Below are 22,955 nucleotides of genomic sequence, written 5' to 3' on the forward strand. Positions count from 1 at the left end.
GGGTGGAGCAGCCCGGTAGCTCGTCGGGCTCATAACCCGAAGGCCGCAGGTTCAAATCCTGCCCCCGCAACCAATTTTCACTTATGCATTATGTCTTTGGAACCGTGGTGTAGTTGGCCTAACATGCCTGCCTGTCACGCAGGAGATCGCGAGTTCGAATCTCGTCGGTTCCGCCATTTAGTTAATTATTGTTGGGGATTAGCCAAGCGGTAAGGCAACGGACTTTGACTCCGTCATGCATAGGTTCAAATCCTATATCCCCAGCCATTTATGAGAGCCATTAGCTCAGTTGGTAGAGCACCTGACTTTTAATCAGGGTGTCGAAGGTTCGAGTCCTTCATGGCTCACCATTATTTTTAAAGTGTGCGCGTGTGGCGGAATGGCAGACGCACCAGACTTAGGATCTGGCGTTTCACGACGTGGGGGTTCAAGTCCCTTCACGCGCACCATATTTTGCGGAAGTGGCTCAGCGGTAGAGCATCGCCTTGCCAAGGCGAGGGTCGCGGGTTCGATTCCCGTCTTCCGCTCCATAATTTTTGCGCCCTTAGCTCAGCTGGATAGAGCGTTTGACTACGAATCAAAAGGCCGGGAGTTCGAATCTCTCAGGGCGCGCCATTTTTATTAATAAGTAATTACATGTTTTGACGGGATGTAGCTCAGCTTGGTAGAGCACCTGGTTTGGGACCAGGGGGTCGCATGTTCAAATCGTGTCATCCCGATTTTATACCTTTGCGGGTGTAGTTCAATGGTAGAACTTCAGCCTTCCAAGCTGATAGCGTGGGTTCGATTCCCATCACCCGCTTATAATTAAGAAACACCTGTCTATTATAGGCAGGTGTTTTTTTGTATAGTTACATTCATATGGATACAATAGAAATTAGGGCTTTTAGTTGAGGAGGTAGCAATGTTTGAATTTGAAGCTAAATTAGTGCGACCTGATGCAAGTGGGAGCTGGACTTATCTTAACGTCCCTTTTGATGCCGAACAAATATTTGAAACAAAGTCCAGAATACAGGTAAAAGGAAGTGTAAATGGAATCCCCTATAGAGGAACGCTTATGCCCCACGGAAACGGAAAGCATTTTATGGTGGTAAAGAAAGAACTACGTGATCTAGCCAAAGTTCAACCCGGTGATATCGTGCAGGTGACGATGGAGCAAGATCATCAATTACGGGAGGTAGAAGCCCCAGAGGATTTCCTTGATGCGCTGAGTAGCTATGAGCAGGCAGAAGCTTATTATAACGGTCTGGCTTATTCTTATCAGAAGGAATATGTATCTTGGATCGAAGCGGCGAAAAGACCTGAAACCAGAGTATCTCGTATCGAAAAATCAGTCAGTAAACTGGGTGAAGGATTGAGGCTCAAATAAAAGTATGAAGAGTGTTTATCAGGCTGAATAGATGAACAGCGTCCTCTTCCATAAGACTGGAAAGGGACGCTGTTAATGTTGGTGATCTGTGCGAGTGGGCTTAAATAAGAACGGCTACCTCACCACAATTCACAAACTTAATACTTTCGATTTTTACTGATAACTCACCTGAAGGAATAGCTAGCTGACATGTACTGCCGATCTGAGCTAACAGCAACTGCATGCCAATAGGCGAGAACATTGAAATCTTGTTATCATTGGGTTCTGCCTGGTTTGGAAATACGATGATGTAGGTATCTGTAGTATTGTCGTCTAAGTAGCGTAGCTGAAGCTGACTTCCAATCAATACGAGTGAATTCAATTCTTCACCATTGAAACGGGAAAGTAACTGTTCCAGCTCGGAGCAATAACGGGACAACAGCGTTTCAGCATTACTTCTTTGTTTGCTTCGTTCCGGGAAATACTGATTTAGAAATGCGATTTTTTCCTCATCAAAATAAATAAGCTGCTGGACCAGTTGTGTCCTTGAGCCTTCATAAATTAGACTATGGTTCATAGTAGATTTCACCCCCTCTAAGTAGCACATTCTTTGCAAATTTGTTATGACGCGTTGCCATATTAAAATCCCTCCTATACAAATAGAGGTCCCCTAGAGGGAACCTTCTGATCAGTATAACAGCTTCTATATGTAAATCCAATCCATTTTGCAAAGGCAATAAATTCTTACTAAATATTGTATTTAAAACGTTTGACTATTGTATAGTTGGGTGCTATGATAGGCTGATGTTATAGGCATTTCGTAGAAAACTGCGGAATGCCTATACTATATTTCGAAGATAATTTTACATTAAATGTTACCAGGGGAGTGATACGCCATGTACATTTCGTTGAGTTCACCTATAGAATCTAGACATAAAAAGTAACTATAATTAATTAAAGGAGAGATCAGGATGATTCAAGTAAAAGAGTTTGTAGATGCTGATAATTCGTATGCTGAGAATAAGGCTAATGAGTTCTTGGCAGGGCTGCGTGAGGAACAGGTTGTGAATATCTGTTACGGTTCGGTAGTTAAATCTTCACGTGATGGGGCAGAGCATCAAAGAAGCAGTATACTGGTCGTGTATAAGACAAATGAAGGGCAATAACTGGAATACTTTTTTTTCGTGCTTATCTGTTGTCTCCACGCTATGCATCGTGATCGTTCTTATATATTATATGTTTTAGCTTTTCTTATGAACAAAGAGGACCTTTCCCATTTACGGGTAAAGGTCCTCTTTGATTGTATAAGTGCAATTACAGTCTTATATTCCGTCTGGAACGGATAATCCTAAGCCGGATGCAACACGCTGTCCCAATTCCGGATCAGCTTTATAGAAATGAACAATTTGACGAAGTTTAATATCGTTACTTTCAACTGGTGTCATAGCGCCTACGATATTTTGAACAAGACGGGTACGTTCTTCTTCACTCATCAGACGATACAAGTCACCAGGTTGTGTATAATGGTCATCACTATTGTAGGAGACACTGTCGGCATTTCCAGATACTTCGAAAGGTGATGTTTTGTACTGTGGTGCTTCCTTAGGTCCACCTAAGCTGTTAGGTTCGTAATAGGCACCGGATCCGCCATTGTTACCGAGTGCCATGCCACCGTCACGTTGATAGTTCTTCACTTCTACTTTTGGACGGTTGATAGGCAGGCTGTTATGGTTGGGACCTACACGGTGACGATGAGCATCGCCGTAAGCAAACAGTCGACCCTGTAGCAATTTATCAGGAGAAGCTTCAATACCAGGGACGAAAGAGCCAGGAGAGAACGTAACTTGCTCTACTTCCGCAAAGTAGTTCTCTGGATTGCGATCCAGTACCATGCGGCCAACCTCAATTAATGGATAATCTTTTTGCGACCATACTTTGGTTACATCGAATGGATCAAAGCGGTAAGTGTTCGCATCTTCGATCGGCATAATCTGTACGTAGAGCTTCCACGCTGGGAAATCTCCTTTATCAATAGCATTGAACAAGTCTTCTGTATGATAATCTGGGTTCTCCCCAGCTATTTTGGCGGCAAGATCTGGAGCAAGGTTATTAATGCCTTGTTCTGTTTTGAAATGATATTTCACCCAGACGGCATTGCCTTCGGCATTTACCCATTTGAAGGTGTGGCTTCCGAACCCGTGCATATGTCTTAGCGTAGCTGGAATTCCGCGATCTGACATCAAAATCGTAACCTGATGTAGAGATTCCGGCGATAAAGACCAGAAGTCCCAAACCGCATTAGGGTTCTTTAAGTGTGTCTGTGGATCACGCTTCTGTGTATGAATAAAGTCGGGGAACTTGATTGCATCACGAACGAAGAATACAGGTGTATTGTTACCTACGAGATCATAGTTTCCTTCTTCGGTATAGAACTTCACAGCAAAACCACGTGGGTCTCTTACAGTATCAGCAGAACCTAGCTCCCCAGCTACCGTTGAGAAACGGATGAACATTGGGGTACGCTTGCCAACCTCAGATAAAAAATTTGCTTTTGTATATTGAGTTAAATCCTGAGTGACCTCAAAATACCCATGAGCGCCAGCACCCTTAGCATGAACGACACGTTCAGGAACACGTTCTCTGTTAAAGTGGGCTAATTTTTCAAGCAGATGGACATCTTGCAGCAAAGTAGGACCACGATCACCGGCTGTCATTGAATTTTGATTGTCGCCTACTGGAGCACCCCAGCTGGTCGTAAGATTATTATTATTGGAGCTCATTAATAGAATCACCTCGTAAGATTTGATTTTAGATTTAGTATAAGTTCTATATTAATGTTTTTTGGGGAAAATGCAACACTTTTTGAATAATTGACACATCACAGTATGTGGAAATCGTCGTCCCATTCAGATATATATGATAGATAGAGTGATTAATTACTAAGCAGAGTTAAAAAGAAACAGCGCACCTCTACCATCACTGGAGGGTGCGCTGTTCTATTTTGATATAGGAATATCCGTTTTCTGTACTTAGTTTTTAATGTACATTCTGTTATAGTATTCATCCAGCATTCTTTTGGTGGCAAATTCGGTGCGAGTGGTTTCGATACTCTTCTTCATCATTTGTACCCACTGTTCACGATTCTCATAATAGGTTGGGAGTACTCGATTCAATAGGGTGTCGTATAGCGCATCACTATCATGCTTATCCAGAACCTCGAAGTCAGTAGTCTCGAAGCCGTCTCCGATCTGCCAGCCATTCTCGCCATCTAAACAGGCTTCCGGCCACCAGCCATCTAGAATAGAGCAGTTCAATACGCCGTTCATGGCTGCCTTCATCCCGGAGGTACCACTTGCTTCCAGTGGTCTACGCGGATTGTTGAGCCAAATATCAGAACCGCGTGTCAGCTGTGCGCCGATAGTCATATCGTAATTCTCCAAGAAGACAACACTCTTCGGATATTTTTTCATCATCGCCACTAAATTGCTTACGATTTTTTTGCCGTTATCATCGAGAGGATGGGCTTTGCCGGAGAAGACGATTTGTATTTTGCCGGACTCCAGATAAGGCTCAATAATTTCCGGCTGCGAGAAGATCAGGTCACTGCGTTTATAAGGAGCAGCTCTGCGTGAGAAGCCAATGAGTAGATTGTCAGCATTTAGACTAATGCCGGACCGTTCTTTGATGAAATTAATCAGTTCACCCTTAATTTCCTTATGCACTGCCCATAAATCGTCATTTTGTTTATAGGCTTGTGTCATTCTTTCATCTACCCAGGTAGGGGTATGAATGGCATTAGTTATGCCAATGATGTCCGATCTTCCGGCAACCTCTTTCCACATCTTATTGGCTGTATCCGCATGAAGCTGAGCCACTGCATTGGAAATACGGGAGAGTCGCAGACCGGCAACCGTCATGTTGAACGGCTCACCACCGATACGCTCCATCTGGTCGCGGGTTAAGCCATTGAATGCACTCATATACTCTAAGCGGTCGAGCGGATGGGTTTCGTTGCCTTCTTTTATCGGCGTATGTGTAGTGAACACAACCTCTTCCCGAGTAGCTTTCCAAGCTTCCTCAAAGGTGCTGCCTCCGGACATCTTCTCACGAATGAGCTCGATGGCTGCTAAGGCTGCATGGCCTTCATTGAAATGATAGACATCAATCGGAATGCCCAGAGCACGCATAGCTTTTACTCCGCCGATCCCGAGTACGATCTCTTGAGCAATCCGTTCCTCACCGAACCAGCCGTACAATTGTCCAGTAATCCAAGCATCATTATTCTCGGGGATATCCGTATCCAGTAAATACAACGTGCTGTTGCCAAAATAATCAGTCTTCCATACTTTGCACACCACATCGGTCTTTCTGACTTTTACGGTTACCTTCACCCCTGTATCTTCAAGAAAATCATAAACATAATTGTGATAGGAGTCGTATGGATTACCGTTCGCATCAATTTTTTGATCCGTATAACCTTGTTTCCACTTCAGCCCGATTGGGATGATAGGAGCATTGATGTCTTTAGCTCCCTTAATGTAGTCACCGGCGAGAATTCCAAGCCCTCCGGCATACATTTTAAAATCGGAATGTAACCCGTACTCCATGCTGAAATAAGCTACTGATGGTAATTTTTGTTCGTTCACTTGATAAGCCTCCTAATCGCGGATTAGATTGAATTGCAGTAAAGCTGCTGGCATTATCTACGATGCAAACGTTTGCTCAAAAAACAGTCATCAATCGTTGTGGAAGCGATTGCACCATCATTCTAGCACACTTTATCTACAAAAGCATAACGTCAATTTAGTGAAAATAGCCAATTAGGGGCAAAATCAACGGAAGTGATTGATAATGTGAAGGGAAGACCCTAAGATAAAGAGATTGAAGAAATAATTATTGGTGGTGTTTAAGTTGGGTATAGTTGTGATTGGAAGCTTAAATATGGATATGGTAGTACGTACGAACCGGGCACCGAATGCAGGGGAAACGCTTATGGGACAAGCATTTGCTCTATCTCCCGGTGGAAAGGGAGCGAATCAAGCCGTTGCCGCAGCACGTCTGGGTGCTGAAGTTAGTATGATCGGCAGCGTCGGAAAAGATACCTTTGGAAGCGAAATGCTGGAGATTATTAAGCAGGAAGGTATTCATATAGAACATATCTCAGTTAGTGAAACTGAGGCAACAGGTGTAGCTTCAATCGTTATTGAAGAAGATGGAGAGAATCGGATTATCGTTGTACCCGGAGCGAATATTGACCTTTTTGCAGAGGATATACAGGCGTTAGAGACTGTAATATGCCAGGCTGAGATGATTGTGATGCAGCTTGAAATGGAACTGGCGATGAGTGAGCATGCTATTGCCATTGCACATCGTCATGGAATTCCGGTCATCCTGAATCCAGCACCAGCTAGAGTGCTTAAAGACGAGATGCTGGGTCAAGTATCCTATCTGACACCTAATGAGACAGAAGCGGGAATTTTGACTGGGATGACGGTAGATAGTTTAGAGACTGCTGAGCAGGCAGCCCGTATTTTGCTGCAAAAAGGTGTTAAAAATGTGATCGTAACCTTGGGATCTAAAGGCGCACTGATCGTTAATGCTGAAGGCGCTAAGTCAGTTCCTGGATTCCCGGTCAAGGCGATAGACACGGTTGCTGCCGGAGACTCATTTAATGGGGCATTAGCCCAGCAATTGGTCTTAGGCAAAACTTTGGAAGAAGCAGTGAGCTTCGCTAATGCTGTTGGAGCACTGGCTGTAGGGAAAGAAGGCGCGATCCCGTCGCTGCCGCTGTTATCAGAGGTTGAACAGTTTCTAAAACATGTATCGGCAGTAAAATAAACAATACAGAATCTATAGCAGACGACTGGATAAGGGGCTGAAATAATGAGCAGAACAGTAATCGTTAAAAATGTGATCATTGGCGAAGGAATCCCTAAAATATGTGTTCCGTTGATTGGAGCTACTTTATCTGAACTGAAACAGGAAGCCGAATCATTAAAAGAGCTTAGTCCCGATTTAGTGGAGTGGCGGACGGATTTTTTTGATGAAGTTGAAGACGTAGAGGCGGTCAAGTCAGCACTAAAAGAAATCCATTCTATAATTCCGGAGTTACCGCTGATTTTTACTTTTCGGAGTGCCAAAGAAGGCGGCGAGAAGCAGGTTAGCACGGAATATTACATAGCATTGAATATAGCTGCTGCTGAAAGTGGTCTAGTAGATATAATTGATGTTGAATTATTCAATGAGGAACAGGATGTAAAGCTACTAGTCGAGACTGCTCATACTCATAACGTGTCTGTCATTATCTCAAATCATGATTTTCATGGAACACCTTCACAAGAGGAGATCATCTCGCGACTACGCAAGGCACAGGAGCTTGGTGGGGACTTGCCTAAAATTGCGGTGATGCCTCAGGATGCGGGGGATGTACTGACTTTACTAGAAGCTACCCATATGATGAAAGAACAATATGCAGATCGCCCGATTATTACAATGTCCATGGCAGGAACTGGGGTAATTAGCCGTCTAGCCGGTGAAATATTCGGTTCAGCGCTTACCTTTGGAGCGGCGCATAAGCCCTCTGCGCCTGGACAGGTAGCTGTGGTTGAGCTGCGAAATGTACTGTCGCTGCTGCATCGTAGTCTATAGGAGCTAGAGCTATCAGTGAGGTTCCGGATAATAGAAATAGAGCGGCGACCGGATTTCCGGTGCCGCTCTATTTCTATTTTATTATTTTGTTCCCGTGTATACGTGAACGGCATCTCTTAGGAACGCTGCAAGTCCAGGGCGATGCTTGTCGTAGTACTTGGTAAAACGTTCATCATCCACATACATTTGCGCGACACCGGCATGTGCCTCTTTGGAATAGGAATCCCAGTAGAAGGAGAGCCACTGGCGGTGTAGATCAGCACTTTTTTGCGCCAATACACTGGCAGGATCTCCATGCTCCATCGCTTGCAAGAGCGTCTCGAACATTTCCTCCTCAAGCTGCTGTATAGCCGCATATTGTTCTTCTGTCATACCTTTAAGCTTCTTGTTGGATTGTTCTACGGTGCTGTCCCCATATTTCTCCCGTATTTCTTGACCGTATTTCTTCTCGTTATCCTCTACCAGTTTTTGCTTAAAGCCTTCGAATTTCTCAGCGTCACTCATAGTCATTCTCCCTTCTTGGTGAGCCAGCGTCTGTTCGACGTTAGCGATTAGTAGATCTAATTGATGTCTCTTTTCAAGCAACTTGTCATGATGCTCCCGTAGCGCTTTGGCTCCGTCGAATGACGGTTCAGTCATAATAGCTTTGATACGTTCCAGACTTAAGCCAAGCTCTCGATAAAATAAAATTTGCTGTAGTAGATCTACTTCGGTGCGGCCATAGATACGATACCCCGAGGAGTTGATTCTCGCCGGCTTAAGAATGCCAAACTCGTCGTAGTAGCGCAGGGTTCGCGTACTGATTCCAGCTAGCTCAGCGAGCTTCTGTACTGTGTATTCCGTAGTATCACCTCCCACAAATTTAATGTACACCTTTACGTAGCGTGAAGGTCAAATGTTTTTTTAGCGTATCCAAAACAGCGGCAGTTACCCGCTGAAGATCATTGGGAAGACTGCCGCTGCTATGATTTGCTGATGTTTGAAGTTATTTTTGACCCATCTGTGCCGCAAAATAATTTTGTAATTCCTCTAATTTTCGAGGATCAGCTAGGGTGGTTTTGTCTGAGAAGTAGTGTTCGAGAACAAGGTCCCAGGTAGGTACTATTTTTTGTGAGTTCATCGCTTTAATGGCGACTTTGACCGTCTTGCGTTCTTTGGCATTAGAAAAGGTATCTACGTAATGCTGTGAGCGCTCAAAATCCAGATCTTTAAACACAGCGCGGAAGATTTCCGAAGTCATCTTGGCGTCATCCAACGCACGGTGAGCAGATCCAGACGGTTCAAGTTCAAATAAAGCCATCGCGCCTTCGACACTGATATCATTGCTTAGGCCGCGAGCTCGCAGCACACCCTTCAGTAAATCAAAATAAGTAGCGGACATCCAGTAGGAATCGTCCATTTTGTGCATACGCACATCCTGAATGATTCGCTTCATATCCTCGCCGCCCCAAGTAAGCAGCAGCACTCCGCCCGTACTTAGATCAAGCCACTCTCTAAACGCAGTGATAACTTTCGGAAAGCGGGCTGCGATATCGATTTCCTCTTGAGGGATACCGGTTTTTTTCTTAATGAAAGAATTAAGGGTGGAGAAATATATGGGTTTGATCAAGGAAGAAAATTCATCCTTATACTGCAATGAAGAGTCTAACCGGACAGCTCCAATCTCAATGACCTCCATAGGGTGCTCGCTGGCAAACTTACGGCCGTTGAATTCGATGTCCAGAATAATATAATCCACAGGTACTTGCCTCCGTTCCATGACTGACGCTGTAGTGCTTAACGTCGACTACTCTATTTTAACAAAAAAAGCGATGTAATGGGGAGTATGGGAACAAGCTAATATTGGAACATAAAAAAGAACCAGCACTATGCGGGTTCTTTTTATAACTATTAATGAGCAAAAAGATTGCAGACAATAAAGTAAGAGGATTAATGTTCTGAACCGGCAGCAGGTTCAGGCTGATGAATTGGCTGTTCCAGCAGGACAGATCCGTCTTCAAGACGAAGCCAGGTATCGAAGTCTTGGGTGCCTTGGGTCAGTCTGATGACGCGTGCGCCCCGCATAAAGCCTTCTTTTCCATAAGTATTGTAGCCGGTAGCACGGCCATAGGAAAGACGTATGCCATGCAGGCTGCCCGTAAAATCATTGATATGGTCATGTCCGCAGAAGGTGCCAAGCACATCACCCATTTCAAGCAAAGCCGAGAATAATCCCGAGTTAACCTCAGGTGAGCATACACGCTCATACTTATACCCATGACAGACTTGTGTAGACCAGACCTCACGATATTCCGGAATCGGGATATGGAAGAAAGCCAATGCAGGTAGCCTGTTCTCAGCAGTTTTAGGATTCACCCGAGCCGATTCAGCAGTTAGCCAGTTGATTTGATTCCGGTTAATCCAATTGTAGCCTGGGATATGCTCCATCTCGGAGTAACTGCCCGAGTCAACAAAATAAAGGACAGCGGCTGCTTGGCCATTCTGATCTATTATTTCAAGCGTGTAATTGCCTGTACCTTCAAGATCCTCTGGACCGGCTTCGGCCAGACAGTGGGGATGTTCTAATGCAATCTGCATCAATTCACTGCGGGAGATCAGGGTTTCTGTATCATGGTTACCAAATACGAAGGCCCAAGGGGTACCTGTTTTTTCTACAGCAGCGACAGCATCCCGAAATGCTTGGGCAGGGTCTTCACACGCCTTTTCGCCAGGAGAGACAGGGGCAGTGTAAATTAGATCTCCCGTGAAGACCACAAGATCAGGTTGTTCTGCTTCTAGAACACGTTCCATGAGTTCCCGGGTACGCTGATCTTCGGCTCTTCCATCCATCCAGTGAAGATCAGTGAACTGTACAATTTTCAAGGTTCCATCTTGCTGAAATGATAAGCTGTGTCTCATTGGGGTTATCTCCCTTACTGTCTAATATAGTTAGTCGATCCAGATCTGCTGGGTGAAATGATCTCCGGAGTTCCTACCAATCATAATATCAAATTCCCCGGGTTCGAAGACCATTTGATCATCTTTTCCGTAGAACATCAGCATTTCTCTAGTGATCTCGAAAGAAACCACTTGTTTCTCATGCGCTGCGAGTGTAATTTGTCGGAAGGCTTTCAGCTCCTTGACCGGGCGTACGACACTTGCGCTAACGTCATGGATATAGAGTTGAACGGTTTCCTTGCCGGCGATGTCTGAAGTATTCTCCACTTCAATGGAGGCAACAATCCGACCCTTAGCATCAACATTGAAGTTGCTGTAATCAAAACTGGAATAGCTCAGACCATAGCCAAAACAGAAAAGAGGGTCATTAGGGCAATCCAGATATCGGGTTACATAACGCACATTGGGATATAGGGGATCATAGGGACGTCCCGTCTGATAGGCATTGTAATAAACAGGAATTTGACCAACCGAGTAAGGGAAGCTCATAGATAAACGAGCGGACGGATTATAATCTCCGAACAGCACATCAGCTAATGAATTTCCGGATTCTGTACCCAGAAACCAGGCTTGCAGTAAAGCATCGCTGGCCTCAAGAACAGGCTTTAGTTCCAGCGGTCGGCCGCTAAATACAATGGTAACAATCTTTTTTCCGGTATCTTTCAGACGCCAGATCAGCTTCTCCTGATTGGTCGACAACCGCAAATTGGTTTTGCTTCCGCCTTCCCCGGTATCCTGCTGATTCTCACCGACAGCAGCGAGAATTACATCGCAATCTTTTAGGCGCTGGAAGGCTACTTCGATTTCATCCTCCACATCAAAGACACCCTCTAGCATGCTTCCCAGCTCACCAGTCATGGCCGTAATAATATCTGCGGCACATGTTTTTTGAGAAACGCCATTGTAGAGTGATACTGCAGGATCTTTTTCCGTTCCAGACCAGCCTCCTAGAACATGAATGGAGGTGGCGAAGGGACCTGCCATACCAATCTTCATGCCGCGTTTAAGGGGCAGAGCATCATTGTCATTTTTCAGCAGCACCACTGAGCTGGCACCGAGCTCTCGCGCGGCTTGCAAATGCTCCACACTCGGCGTAGGCGCCTCATCTACTAGTGGATCTGCATCCTTGAATGGATTGTCAAACAAGCCAAGAGCGTCCTTGAGTTCTAGCACCCGGATAACGGCTTCATCAATCAAGGAGATATCAAGCTTGCCTTCCTCGACGAGAGCAGCACCGTGGTTTAGATAATGGGTGGACATCATTTCAATATCTAGTCCGGCAGCCAGACTTTTCTCCGCTGCTTCACGACCATCTTCGGCAGCGCCATGGGGGATTAGTTCGTTTACGGAATTGAAATCGGCGATGGTAACGCCATTGAAGCCCCATTCCTCACGCAGAATCCCGCGGAGAAGTTTGGAATTACCGCTTGCAGGTATACGATCAATCGTATTGAATGCGGCCATCACCATGGCTACACCAGCATCTACAGCAGCTTTATAGGCTGGTAGATAGAACTCACGTAATACGCCGAGGGACATATCCACCGTATTGTATTCTCGACCGCCTTCGGGAGCGCCATAACCAGCGAAGTGCTTCACACAGGCAGCGATACGGCCTTTTTCTTTTAGGTCTTTGCCCTGATAACCCCGTACCATGCTCTCAGTTACACGAGCATTCAGATAAGGGTCCTCACCGGATGTCTCCATCACCCGTCCCCAGCGCGGATCGCGTACAAGATCCGTCATAGGCGAGAAAGTGAGGTGAATACCGGCAGCCGCGCTCTCCTTGGCTGCAATTTCAGCGAACCTTTCACAGGCCTCCATGTCAAAGCTACAACCTATCGCAAGCGGGATCGGTAGGATCGTTCTGTAACCATGAATCACATCCGCCATGAAGAGTAAGGGGATTTTCTGACGGCTGGCTTGCAAATGCCGGGTCTGTAGATCAATCACATTCCTGGCTCCAATGCCGTTCAGAACGCTTCCGATGTCCTGCATTACCTGCGGCTTAATGTTCAATTCCTTGAATGGACCGGTTAAATCTACGGTATCATCCAAACCCCAATAGTGAGGGCCTAGCTGGGTTAATTGGGCCAGCTTTTCTTCTAGCGTCATATCGTTCACAAGATCTTGGATAAACAGTTTAGTCATGGTTAACACCTTCCTCGTGAGCGCATTGAAAGTTATTGTGACAAATAGATGTGCTATACCAATAAGAAAGCGCTTGCTATTTGAGTTCGCCGCTGTGCACACGCAGATAAATATAATTGGATGAGACATGAAATAGATAAGAACGGGGGAGTTCATTGTCAGACATCATATATAAGACTGACATGTCTGTGAAAGAACAAATAGAAACGTTTCCATTAACGATACATACCGATCTTAGTCCGAAGACCATAAAAAGTCAATTATCTTCGTGAAATCGATCGATTCACTATATATGGGATGTTAATTGTGATTTTTATTACTAGAAAATCAAAAATAAAATGAATTGACAGCGCATACATCTAGGGAGTATGATTTTCGTACAGGGAGTTTCAAAGAAATTATGGAAACGTTTCTATATCATCCGATACGCTTTATCATAAAGGATGAGCAAGCAGTTTCATACTGGTTGCGGGACAAGAAAGGAAGCTAAATTATGCATGTGACGAAATGCATCTTTCAAATTGGAGGTGGGCTCATTGGCTAGAATTAAGCTTGCGGGAGGAAATATTTTCCGGGAAGTCATTAAGAACAAAGTTCTTTTTCTAATGTTGCTGCCTGTAATACTATACTTCATTATTTTTCACTATGCGGTAATGCCTGGCGCTTACGTCGCATTCGTAGATTACAAGCTCAATAAGGGTATTTTCGGTAGTAATTTCATTGGCCTTAAGAACTTTGAGTTCCTGTTTCAAAACGGTGATCTCTGGAATATTACAAAAAATACACTACTCTACAATGTTGTATTTCTTGCCTTGGGGAATATTATTCAAATCATTTTCGCCATTATGTTATCTGAAATAGCAGGTAAGTGGTTCAAGAAGATAACGCAGTCCGTCATTCTTCTTCCAAACTTTATCTCAATGGTTATCGTCGGTGTATTTGCCTACAACTTGTTCAACTTCAACTCAGGTTTTATTAATACGATGTTTGTAAGCTTGGGGTTAGATCGTTATGAATTTTACTCTGATCCTGGGATTTGGAAGTATATCATTGTTGCCTTTAAGATTTGGGCTGGAACTGGATACGGTATGATTGTCTATTTGGCAACCATTACAGGAATTAATCATGATTTGTATGAGGCGGCCTATATGGATGGGGCTACGACCTGGCAGCGGATTCGCTACATGACTCTTCCAATTCTGAAGCCTACTTTTATTCTATTGCTGTTGTTCGGATTGGGTGGCATTCTTAAAGGCTCCTTCGACCTATTCTACAACCTGATTGGTACTAACTCCGTGCTGTATCCGCAGACGGATATCATTGATACCTATGTCTTCCGTTCATTAGTGGGGCAATTCAACTTCTCCATGGGTGCGGCAGTCGGCTTCTATCAATCCTTATTCGGTCTGATTCTGGTACTGGTGATAAACTTTATTGTTCGTAAGGTCGAACCAGACAGCGCATTATTCTAAATTCAGAAACGAAATAGGGGTGATATCAGTGGAACAATCAAAAATCAAGCAGGATTCTGGCAGTATTCTCATTAAAGCGGTCAGCTATCTCTGCATTACAATCTTTGCACTATTTTGTGTATTTCCTTTTGCATTAATGATCTCTTCCTCGTTCATGAATGAACAGGAAATTGTCCGTGAAGGCTATAAGCTCTGGCCAAAGGAATTCTCAATAAAGGCTTATGAATTGCTGTTAAATAACTCTGGCAAACTAGTAAGTGCTTATCAGGTTACGATTTTTATCACCGTAGTAGGTACGGTACTTGGACTATTCATGATGTCAATGGCTGGGTTCGTACTTAACCGAAAAGATTTCAAATATCGTAATTTCTTCTCCTTTATGATTTACTTTACAACGCTTTTCAGCGGTGGTTTGATTCCAACGTATATCCTGATGGTCAAACATCTTCATATGAAGGACAGCTTATTCGCCATGATCCTTCCGGGTGTAGTGGGCGCTTGGTCCATCTTCCTAATGCGTAACTTTATGAAAGCTATTCCGGATTCTCTATATGAATCCGCTACAATTGACGGCGCCGGTGACTTCCGCATCTATTGGCGGATATTCATTCCACTAGCAGTTCCATCCTTAGCTACGATTGGATTGTTCTCGGCACTGGGCTTTTGGAATGAATGGTATAACGGAATGTTGTATATTGACGATCCGACGAAGTATCCGCTTCAATACTTCTTGCAGCGAATGGTCAATCAGGCGAATCTCGGAGCGCTAGTCAATTCGGGGGCGGTAATCAATACTGCTGATCTTCCGACGCAATCCATTAAAATGGCTACAGCTGTGCTAGCTACTGGACCTATTATTCTTCTATATCCATTTGTGCAGCGTTACTTCGTAACAGGCCTCACAATCGGGGCAGTAAAGGGTTAATGGACGTTTCCTTTTCATAGGGCGTTTATTATAAATCAAGCAATCATTATTAACAGAAAAAAAGGGAGGTTTACCTAATGAAAGGTAAAAAAACGGCGTCTTCTTTACTAGCTGTCCTAATGCTTACGGGGGCACTTACAGCTTGCTCATCATCCAAAGACAATGCTTCTAGCAATGATGCAGCAGCTACTAAATCACCAGAAACATCTGCTAACAATACAGGAGGAGTCGATACTTCCAAAGAAGCTAAGCTGACGTACTACTTGTGGGGCAGTGAAGGTGTTCAAAATAAGGCGATTCTAGCTGAGATTAACAAAAAACTCAAGGCAGATATCAATACAACTTTAGAAATTAAATATATCGACTGGCCAGATATTGCAACGAAATATCCATTGCTATTTGCTTCTGGTGAAACATTTGATTTGTCACATGCTTCTCCTGGAGCACCGGTAAACTACTATACATTAGCAAGTGAAGGTGCATTGGTAGACATTACTGACATGCTCGACAAAGTTGCTCCTAAGCTGAAGGCAGAAATTCCAGCAAGTGTGTGGGAAAATACGAAGGTCAAAGGTAAAATCTATGGTGTTCCGAGTCTTTATAGCGAATATACACCAAGCGGTTATGCTTATCGTGTAGACTTGCTAAAAAAATACGGCATGGAAAAAATTGCATCTATCGACGATATGGTTAAATACATGGACAATGTAGTTGCCAATGAATCATTCCCGCCTATTAATGGTAAAGCTGAAGATGCACAAAATATGTTCAGAATGCTCGTAGATACTACTGGTCAGTGGCTTAATGCACCAGGGATCTCAACAAATGAAATCAATTTAGTGACTAAGAGCGCAGAGGACTACAAAACAGTGTTCTCTCCAGCCTACACCCAAGAATTCGAAGATTGGGCTGTGAAGATGCGTGAATGGGCAGACAAGGGATACTGGGGCAAAGATGTACTGTCCTCATCACTTGGAAGCAAGGATAACTTCAGAGCAGCAAACTCCGCGGGTTACTTGACGCATACTCAAGACTGGCTCGGTCAATATGGCGGGGATAAGACGGCACTACCAGAGGTAGAAACTGATTTCTATACTTTTGCAGAAGCTAACAAGAAGATTAAACGTAAAATGGGTGTTGATAACTCTACTGTAATTAGTGTCAACTCTGAGAATCCAGAGCGCTCTCTGATGGTGATCGAGAAGTTCATGACTGACGAAAGCTACTACAACCTCATCCAAAACGGTATTGAAGGTAAGCAATATGTCATGGAAAATGGAGTTAAAAAGCAGCCTGCAGGCTTCAACGAAAAAACAGACGGCGGAGGTTTCGCTGCTTGGTCACTTCGTAATGACAAATTCGTAGTTCCTACGGACACAGAGAACCCAATCCGTAACTCTCTGTTCGCAGAGTGGGATAAAGTGGCTATCAATGATCCATACAACGGCTTTACTTTCGATCCAGCGAATGTTACTACAGAGATTGCTTCGATCTCCAACGTGAATTCTCAGCTTGGTATTCAATTGATGCTTGGTAAAACAAGCAAAGATCCTAAAGCTGCTGTAGCGGATTACCGTGAGCAACTGAAAAAAGCAGGAATTGACAAGGTTATTGCCGAAGTAGAAAAGCAATTGGCTGAGTTCGTTCCGGTGAACTAAAGAACGTTAAAAGGTGTGAGGGAGCTATAGTAGCATATAGCTCCCTTATTCATAAGTGGGGGAGTATAGTGGACGTAAATATCAAGGATATCGCGCGGATTTCCGGTGTGGGCATCTCGACGGTTTCCAGGGTCATCAACAATAAGGGGCTGGTGAGCAAGGCTACACGGGAAAAGGTTCTGAATGTTGTTAAGGAATACAATTACATTCCCAATTCCAATGCGAGAAATCTAAAAACTACGGAGTCTAAGAACATTGCACTTTTGGTTAAGGGGATTACGAATCCGTTCTTCTCTAATATGATCAAAGAAATCGAGCGGCAGGCTAATCTGCGAGGGTACCCTTTCCTCATTCATCAGGTAGAGGATGGAACGGATGAAATTAATGCGGCGATTCAGCTGACCAAAGAAAAGAATCTATGCGGGATCATCTTCATGGGCGGAACTTACAATCATTCCGAAGAGAAATTCAAGCAACTGACGGTTCCTTTTGTACTGACGACGATCACCTCCACACAAGAGGTGGACCCTGATATCTTTTCTAGTGTCACCATTAATGAATTGAAGGAAGCTTATAAGGCCACCAATTACTTGATATCACTTGGACATGAGAATATTGGTTTTCTAGCCAAGTCCCCATTACTGGATGAAACGACAGGCAACCGGCGTTATTTGGGCTACAAAAAAGCACTGGAAGAACATAATCTGCCTTATGATGCACAGCTTGTGGAGGATTGTGAATACAGTCCTAGCTCTGGATTTGATGCAGCGCGAAGATTACTTAAAAGGAATAAGGGAGTAACCGCAATATTTGCAGCCTCCGACACGATTGCTATCGGTGCTGCCAAAGCGGTGCTTACCGCAGGGTTGTCTATTCCGGATGATATTTCAATCATTGGCTTTGACGGGATCGAAATGGCTGAATATTTTCATCCTTCACTTGATACGATCAGCCAACCGGGTACAGAAATGGCTTTATCCAGTGTGGGCGTTCTGTTTGATCTAATTTCTGGACGGTCAGCTCATCAGCATATTGTCTACGATGCGGTATTGCTCAAGCGAGGCTCTTGCAAGATGCTCAAAACACTTAAGGTTTAATACTGACTATAAACGCTATCACTGGAGTGGTAACCCAAATGCAAGACACATTGAGAATAGTAGGCCTCATTGATCCGATTCCACAGCTACGCAAATGGGTGAATAAGGTATTCCATGTACATGGCAAGGATGCCACTATTGCCTGGGATATCGTCAAGGAATACGGAATTCACGGACCTAAGTCTTATGTGTGGGACCGGACGCCTGGCTTCGGAGATACGAACTGGGTGGATATCATCTCGATTCTGCGCCAAGCCGGCTATAAGGGAACTATTGATATTGAAGGCTGGCATGATCCTGTCTATCAGGGTGAACTAGAAATGACTGGACAAGTACATGCTCTAAATTATTTGAAGTATTGCCGAGGTGGCAGTTTTGTCCCTAATCCGGTGTAAAGGATATCAGATAGTAACAACCCAAAAATGACCTCAAAATCCACAGTGAAGTGGAGGGTGAGGTCATTTTTATTTGCATAACTTTAATCCCGAATAAGATATCCTTGCCCAAGCTGGATTTCTTTAAAGCCTGCCATGTGGCGAGCTTGAAAGCGGATCGGCTTAAATCCACCTATAATAATGATGTTTTTGATATCCGCAGCCCCATCTGAAGGCAGTGAAAAGGATTTGATATAGGTGAATTCTTCCACGAGCGTGGTGTGAATCGCGTTAATATGTGGGTCATTTTCACCTTTTCCCATTAGATTCATTAGGAGATACCCTTCGGCATTCAGTTTTGAATACACGATGCTGAAAAATTCACTGGAGATTAAGTGCCTCGGCGTGCCTGCAGCGGTGAAAGCATCCAAGATGATGTAATCATATTTCTGTGGTTCTTCACCTTCAAGGATCTGACGTCCGTCACCGATCACTACGTTATCTTGGATGTATCCAAAATAGCGGCGGCTTAATTCGACTACTTCGCTGTCTAGCTCAGCTACTTTAAATCTTTTGTCTAGAAAATGCCCAGCAATCGTTCCAATCCCATGACCTATAAGAAAGGCATCCTCGAAAGAGGGAGCATTGCATTCCATCAAGTGAATGATGGCTCGCGGATATTCAAACACAACTCGTTCTGGGTGATTGAGATCCATCGCACCTTGAATGGCCTGATTGGAAAACTGCATGACGCGGAACGAACCTTGTTCACCGTACAGTTCTGTGGTGTCATAGACGGTGATTTCATGATTATCGCTGCTCGTGTGAATCTGTGATTGCAAGTGATCAAACTCCTTATACGATAGAAATTCGTTTATATTCATTGGGTGTAATGCCGACTACACGTTTAAAAAGCTTATTGAAATAGGCAGGATCGCCATATCCAACTTCTGCTCCAATCTCGTGAATCTTTAGGTCATGGGCATTCTTGAGCAGATACTTGGCTTTACGTAGCCGGATTTCCGTGATGTAGTCCGTTAATGTAAGTCCAGTCTCTTGTTTGAACAGCTTACTTAAATAGCTTGGTGTCAAAAAAACCATATTCGCTAAGGTGTTCAGATCCGCATGTTGATTATAGTTGGCTGATATCCAGCGCTTTATGGTTTCTACAGCTGTACCGGACATCTCTAGTCGATGGGCTCTGATCTCAAATAGAATGCTTGAGAAATGGTTGGTGAAACTACGCTCGATTTCACTGAAGCTCATACTGGACGCGAAGCTTTCATCCAGCCCAAGATAGGGTGCACCTTTGTAGAGGGCCTCAAATTCTTGCAATTCTTTCTGCGCAGATTCAATAACCCATCGACAGACACGGAGAATTTGATGAGGCACAGCTTGTTGTGATTTCAGAACTGAGAATAAGTTATGCACGCGCTCTAAAGCACCCTCCATATTCAGGATCTGCAGATCATGGATTAATGGTTCCTTGATCGCATTAAAAGGCTCAAGGATATTTATCTCAGACTGCTGAATGTTCTGAATATTTGCATAGTGCAATCGGTCAGGATTATAAATGCCGACGCTGCAGGCTAACTTAGCATCTAGATATGCTTGTCTAAGCTTGCCGGTATCATTATAGGAACTGCTAGTACCTACATGCAGTATCATACCATTGGCAGAGATACGGATTCTGTCGCCGATTTCTTTCCTATCGCTGTCTGAGAGTTGCTTTGTAGAATACAGGATACAGACATGCAGTCCATTTTGAATCTCTAAGCTGTCGATACTAAATGCCATCTCTTGCCGCAGACTGTCTACACAAAAACAGACGGGTTCTCTTGATCTTCCTTTGAACACTAAGACTGAGAAATAAGGCTGGGGTAAAGTAAGGCTCGACAAAAGCAAGGGTGAAGGGGGCTCGTCGCCTTGAAGAAGGGTCAATAAGAGACCAGAACGGTGACGTACCTCCTTGTCACGAGAGAACTGCTGCTCTTCCTCTAGTTGATAAAGCAGCTCGAATAATTGCTCCTTATCGATTGGCTTTAATAAGTAGTCTACTGCAGAGCTGCGTATGGCTTCTCTGGCATAATTAAATTCCACAAATCCACTCATTAGAATGGAGCGGATTTGTGGGTGACTGGCTTTTAATTGTTTAATTAATTCCAAGCCGTTAATTTGTGGCATACGAATATCAGTAATCACAACATCAAGTTGAAGTGAAGGTAACTCGTCAAGTAGATGTTTCCCATCGGAGTAGGTGCCGATGACCAGAAATTCAGTATTTTCTTTGCTGATCATTCGGGCCAGACCTTCGCGGATCAGGATTTCATCGTCAACAATTGAAATACGCAGCAATCAGAGCATCTCCTCTCTGTAATTCATATCATCTTCATTATGAGTAGTGAAGGTAATGTCCTCAATACGCAGCGTAACACGAGTACCCACTCCGAGCTTACTCTCTACAAGGAGCCCGAATGAGCTGCCGTAATGCAGACGGATCCTCTCATTCACATTTCGTAGGCCAATACCAAATATTTCACTTTCAGTCCCATTTTGCAGACTATTATTTAAGGAACGAAGGGTAGCTGCATCCATACCGATGCCATCATCTTCTACACAGAATACGACATTTCCATGCTCACTCCATGCGGTGATGCTTAAGGTACCGAGACCTGCTTTTTGATCTAAGCCATGAAAAACTGCGTTCTCCACAATGGGTTGGAAGACAAGCTTGATTACAGGAAGGTGTAGAAATTTCTCTGGCACATCAATGTGTAGATTGAACTTATCTGGAAATCGGATTTGTAGCAGATGATAATAATTTCGTACATGATCTAGCTCTTGTCTGATCGTAACGGCTTCTTCGCTTCGGACAATACTGTAACGCATCTGAAGTCCAAGCAAATAGGTGAGTTTCGCTACACGGGGGTCATCATTGCTCTCTGCCAGCATACGGATAGACTCCAGCGTATTATAAATAAAATGGGGGTTGATCTGATTCTGAAGTGCCCTCATATCAGCCTTCTGCTTACGCTTCTCAGTGAGGGATACTTCCTGTAGCAGATCCTTGACCCTTATGATCATTCGATTAAAATGACTGCCAAGCATTCCAATCTCATCATTATATTTAGAGTGCTGCCAGACATCTAGATTACCGTGCTGTACCCGTTTCATTAGACGGACTAAAGATTTAAGGGGTTTGGTCAGCGCATGTGAGATGAACGTCGCAACACAAAGTGCAAAAGCAATAATGATCAGTGTAGTTAATATAAGAGCATTGCGATTCTTCTGTACAGGTGACAGGATCCGGGCTAAAGGAATCGTAACCATAGTCGTCCAACCTGTCTGTTTCGAGACAGTGTACACTGCAAGATAAGACTGGCCATTCATTTCTATTTGAAAATGATCCTGTTGCTGATTCACATGCTGCAGCAAAAGCTGCGTGTTCAGACTTTGCCCCTCGCCAGTTTGTATCGAGTCTGAGGCGTCTTCGCCGTCATAGATCAGTTCTCCGGTATTATCTACAATTAGTGTGTTGCCTTGTGTAACTGCGTTTACGGGATCAATGATCCCCTTAAACAAATTGATGTCTACATCAAATACGAGAATTCCTATATTATCTAGCGTGCTTACAGAATTAATGGTGCGAAGTACACTGAAAACCTCTCTATGGACATTGGAGTTTATACGTATCGTATGTCTGCCTTGAATGACAGGAGCGGCCCCGGCTTCTTCACTTAAGGTCCTCCATTCGGCTAGTCGTTCTTCAGGATACAGCTCGTGGATCCCGGGGACTCTATCATAAAAAACAGAACCGTACTGATCCACCATGTACACGGCGATGATCTCTTCCTTCGTATGCTTCAAGTAGCTCAGGAACATCGCCATGCCAGTACTTTTATCCCAGTCGGTATTTTGCTGAGTTAGGTAGAATTGTACATCGGTGTTATACAGCGGTAGCGCTGTGTATCTTTTTAGATCGGCAACATAACGGTCAATGGTATCAGAGGCATTCGATGTCATTTGGTTCGCGCCTTCCGTTGCATTCACAAGAACAGAATTAAACATGGAGTGGGAGGACAAATAACTAACATAAGTGATTGGAAACGAGATCAGAAAGACAAATACGACGATCAGTTTTCGCTCCATCGGAAGATTGGCAAGGAACAACCACATTTTTCGTAAGGCTAGCCGGATGAATGATACCATTTGCGTTATCCTTTCTTAAAGAGGTTGTTCAAAAACTCGACTTTTGATCACGAAGTAACCCAGGAAGCCACTCGACGTCGAATCTTGCGTTCACCCTCGAAGTCCGGTACTCATTTAGGTTTTGCCTAAACTCCGT

Annotated in this window: 19 protein-coding genes and 8 tRNA genes; 17 read left to right on the forward strand and 10 right to left on the reverse strand. The window is 44.0% G+C overall.

Annotated features, from left to right (window positions below; all coding sequences use genetic code 11):
- Positions 1-98 precede the first annotated feature (98 nt).
- The 9 genes from ACWNM1_RS25545 to ACWNM1_RS25585 all read left to right on the forward strand — a co-directional run bounded on the left by ACWNM1_RS25545 (position 99) and on the right by ACWNM1_RS25585 (position 1,369).
- A tRNA-Asp gene (locus tag ACWNM1_RS25545) sits at positions 99-176 on the forward strand.
- A 16-nt stretch (positions 177-192) separates the two neighbouring features.
- Positions 193-267, forward strand: a tRNA-Gln gene (locus ACWNM1_RS25550).
- A 7-nt stretch (positions 268-274) separates the two neighbouring features.
- Positions 275-350: transfer RNA gene (locus ACWNM1_RS25555), tRNA-Lys, on the forward strand.
- A 15-nt stretch (positions 351-365) separates the two neighbouring features.
- Positions 366-449: transfer RNA gene (locus ACWNM1_RS25560), tRNA-Leu, on the forward strand.
- A gap of 6 nt (positions 450-455) precedes the next feature.
- Positions 456-530: transfer RNA gene (locus ACWNM1_RS25565), tRNA-Gly, on the forward strand.
- A gap of 8 nt (positions 531-538) precedes the next feature.
- A tRNA-Arg gene (locus ACWNM1_RS25570) sits at positions 539-615 on the forward strand.
- Positions 616-645: 30 nt separating this feature from the next.
- Positions 646-719, forward strand: a tRNA-Pro gene (locus ACWNM1_RS25575).
- Between the two features lie 12 nt (positions 720-731).
- Positions 732-802 (forward strand) — tRNA-Gly (locus ACWNM1_RS25580).
- Positions 803-904: 102 nt separating this feature from the next.
- Positions 905-1,369 (forward strand): YdeI/OmpD-associated family protein, encoded by a 465-nt coding sequence (locus ACWNM1_RS25585; protein WP_449603147.1) that lies wholly within the window; start codon positions 905-907, stop codon positions 1,367-1,369.
- Between the two features lie 100 nt (positions 1,370-1,469).
- Here the strand turns inward: ACWNM1_RS25585 and ACWNM1_RS25590 are convergent, their stop codons facing one another.
- The gene (locus tag ACWNM1_RS25590; protein ID WP_449603148.1) at positions 1,470-1,925 is read right to left on the reverse strand and encodes a GreA/GreB family elongation factor; all 456 of its coding nucleotides are present in this window, start codon (positions 1,923-1,925) and stop codon (positions 1,470-1,472) included.
- A gap of 394 nt (positions 1,926-2,319) precedes the next feature.
- On the opposite strand from ACWNM1_RS25590, the gene ACWNM1_RS25595 reads away from it, so the two are divergent.
- Positions 2,320-2,514: a sporulation protein Cse60 gene (locus ACWNM1_RS25595; protein WP_042184993.1), complete on the forward strand. Its 195-nt coding sequence runs from the start codon at positions 2,320-2,322 to the stop codon at positions 2,512-2,514.
- Positions 2,515-2,670: 156 nt separating this feature from the next.
- On the opposite strand, the gene katA is transcribed toward ACWNM1_RS25595, so the two are convergent.
- Positions 2,671-4,128: a catalase KatA gene (katA, locus tag ACWNM1_RS25600; protein WP_449603149.1), complete on the reverse strand. Its 1,458-nt coding sequence runs from the start codon at positions 4,126-4,128 to the stop codon at positions 2,671-2,673.
- Positions 4,129-4,377: 249 nt separating this feature from the next.
- Positions 4,378-5,994: an alpha-glucan family phosphorylase gene (gene glgP, locus ACWNM1_RS25605; RefSeq protein ID WP_449603150.1), complete on the reverse strand. Its 1,617-nt coding sequence runs from the start codon at positions 5,992-5,994 to the stop codon at positions 4,378-4,380.
- A gap of 277 nt (positions 5,995-6,271) precedes the next feature.
- Between glgP and rbsK the strand changes: the two genes are divergently transcribed.
- Entirely contained in the window at positions 6,272-7,186 is a 915-nt protein-coding gene (gene rbsK, locus ACWNM1_RS25610) for a ribokinase (protein ID WP_449603163.1), read from the forward strand.
- Between the two features lie 45 nt (positions 7,187-7,231).
- Entirely contained in the window at positions 7,232-7,996 is a 765-nt protein-coding gene (gene aroD / locus ACWNM1_RS25615; RefSeq protein ID WP_449603151.1) for a type I 3-dehydroquinate dehydratase, read from the forward strand.
- Between the two features lie 81 nt (positions 7,997-8,077).
- Here aroD and ACWNM1_RS25620 read toward each other — a convergent pair whose 3' ends face one another.
- From ACWNM1_RS25620 to bglX, 4 genes are all read right to left on the reverse strand, one after another.
- Entirely contained in the window at positions 8,078-8,854 is a 777-nt protein-coding gene (locus tag ACWNM1_RS25620) for a MerR family transcriptional regulator (RefSeq protein ID WP_042185001.1), read from the reverse strand.
- Positions 8,855-8,981: 127 nt separating this feature from the next.
- A complete protein-coding gene (locus ACWNM1_RS25625) occupies positions 8,982-9,734 on the reverse strand; it encodes an exonuclease domain-containing protein (RefSeq protein WP_449603152.1) in 753 nt (250 codons plus the stop codon).
- A 191-nt stretch (positions 9,735-9,925) separates the two neighbouring features.
- A complete protein-coding gene (locus ACWNM1_RS25630) occupies positions 9,926-10,894 on the reverse strand; it encodes a metallophosphoesterase family protein (RefSeq protein WP_449603153.1) in 969 nt (322 codons plus the stop codon).
- A gap of 30 nt (positions 10,895-10,924) precedes the next feature.
- The gene (bglX, locus tag ACWNM1_RS25635; RefSeq protein ID WP_449603154.1) at positions 10,925-13,084 is read right to left on the reverse strand and encodes a beta-glucosidase BglX; all 2,160 of its coding nucleotides are present in this window, start codon (positions 13,082-13,084) and stop codon (positions 10,925-10,927) included.
- Positions 13,085-13,611: 527 nt separating this feature from the next.
- Between bglX and ACWNM1_RS25640 the strand changes: the two genes are divergently transcribed.
- The 5 genes from ACWNM1_RS25640 (at position 13,612) to ACWNM1_RS25660 (ending at position 18,631) form a co-directional block, all read left to right on the forward strand.
- A complete protein-coding gene (locus ACWNM1_RS25640) occupies positions 13,612-14,556 on the forward strand; it encodes an ABC transporter permease (RefSeq protein ID WP_449603164.1) in 945 nt (314 codons plus the stop codon).
- Between the two features lie 28 nt (positions 14,557-14,584).
- On the forward strand, positions 14,585-15,481 hold the full coding sequence (locus ACWNM1_RS25645) for a carbohydrate ABC transporter permease (protein ID WP_197069743.1): 897 nt from the start codon (positions 14,585-14,587) through the stop codon (positions 15,479-15,481).
- A 77-nt stretch (positions 15,482-15,558) separates the two neighbouring features.
- Positions 15,559-17,139 carry a DUF3502 domain-containing protein gene (locus ACWNM1_RS25650; protein ID WP_076121420.1) on the forward strand — a complete coding sequence of 527 codons (1,581 nt, stop codon included), beginning with the start codon at positions 15,559-15,561 and terminating at the stop codon, positions 17,137-17,139.
- Positions 17,140-17,207: 68 nt separating this feature from the next.
- Positions 17,208-18,236: a LacI family DNA-binding transcriptional regulator gene (locus tag ACWNM1_RS25655; RefSeq protein ID WP_339800600.1), complete on the forward strand. Its 1,029-nt coding sequence runs from the start codon at positions 17,208-17,210 to the stop codon at positions 18,234-18,236.
- A gap of 38 nt (positions 18,237-18,274) precedes the next feature.
- Positions 18,275-18,631 carry a hypothetical protein gene (locus ACWNM1_RS25660; protein ID WP_449603155.1) on the forward strand — a complete coding sequence of 119 codons (357 nt, stop codon included), beginning with the start codon at positions 18,275-18,277 and terminating at the stop codon, positions 18,629-18,631.
- Positions 18,632-18,714: 83 nt separating this feature from the next.
- Here the strand turns inward: ACWNM1_RS25660 and ACWNM1_RS25665 are convergent, their stop codons facing one another.
- Genes ACWNM1_RS25665 through ACWNM1_RS25675 form a run of 3 tightly spaced genes read right to left on the reverse strand, consistent with a single transcriptional unit; the run spans position 18,715 to position 22,819 of the window.
- Positions 18,715-19,494, reverse strand: a complete 780-nt coding sequence (locus ACWNM1_RS25665; RefSeq protein WP_449603156.1) for a spermidine synthase — start codon at positions 19,492-19,494, stop codon at positions 18,715-18,717.
- Positions 19,466-20,965, reverse strand: a complete 1,500-nt coding sequence (locus ACWNM1_RS25670; RefSeq protein ID WP_449603157.1) for a response regulator transcription factor — start codon at positions 20,963-20,965, stop codon at positions 19,466-19,468. Before ACWNM1_RS25670 ends, ACWNM1_RS25665 begins: the two co-directional genes overlap by 29 nt.
- A complete protein-coding gene (locus ACWNM1_RS25675; protein WP_449603158.1) occupies positions 20,966-22,819 on the reverse strand; it encodes a sensor histidine kinase in 1,854 nt (617 codons plus the stop codon).
- Positions 22,820-22,955 lie beyond the last annotated feature (136 nt).

This window comes from Paenibacillus sp. Marseille-Q9583 (assembly GCF_976954365.1).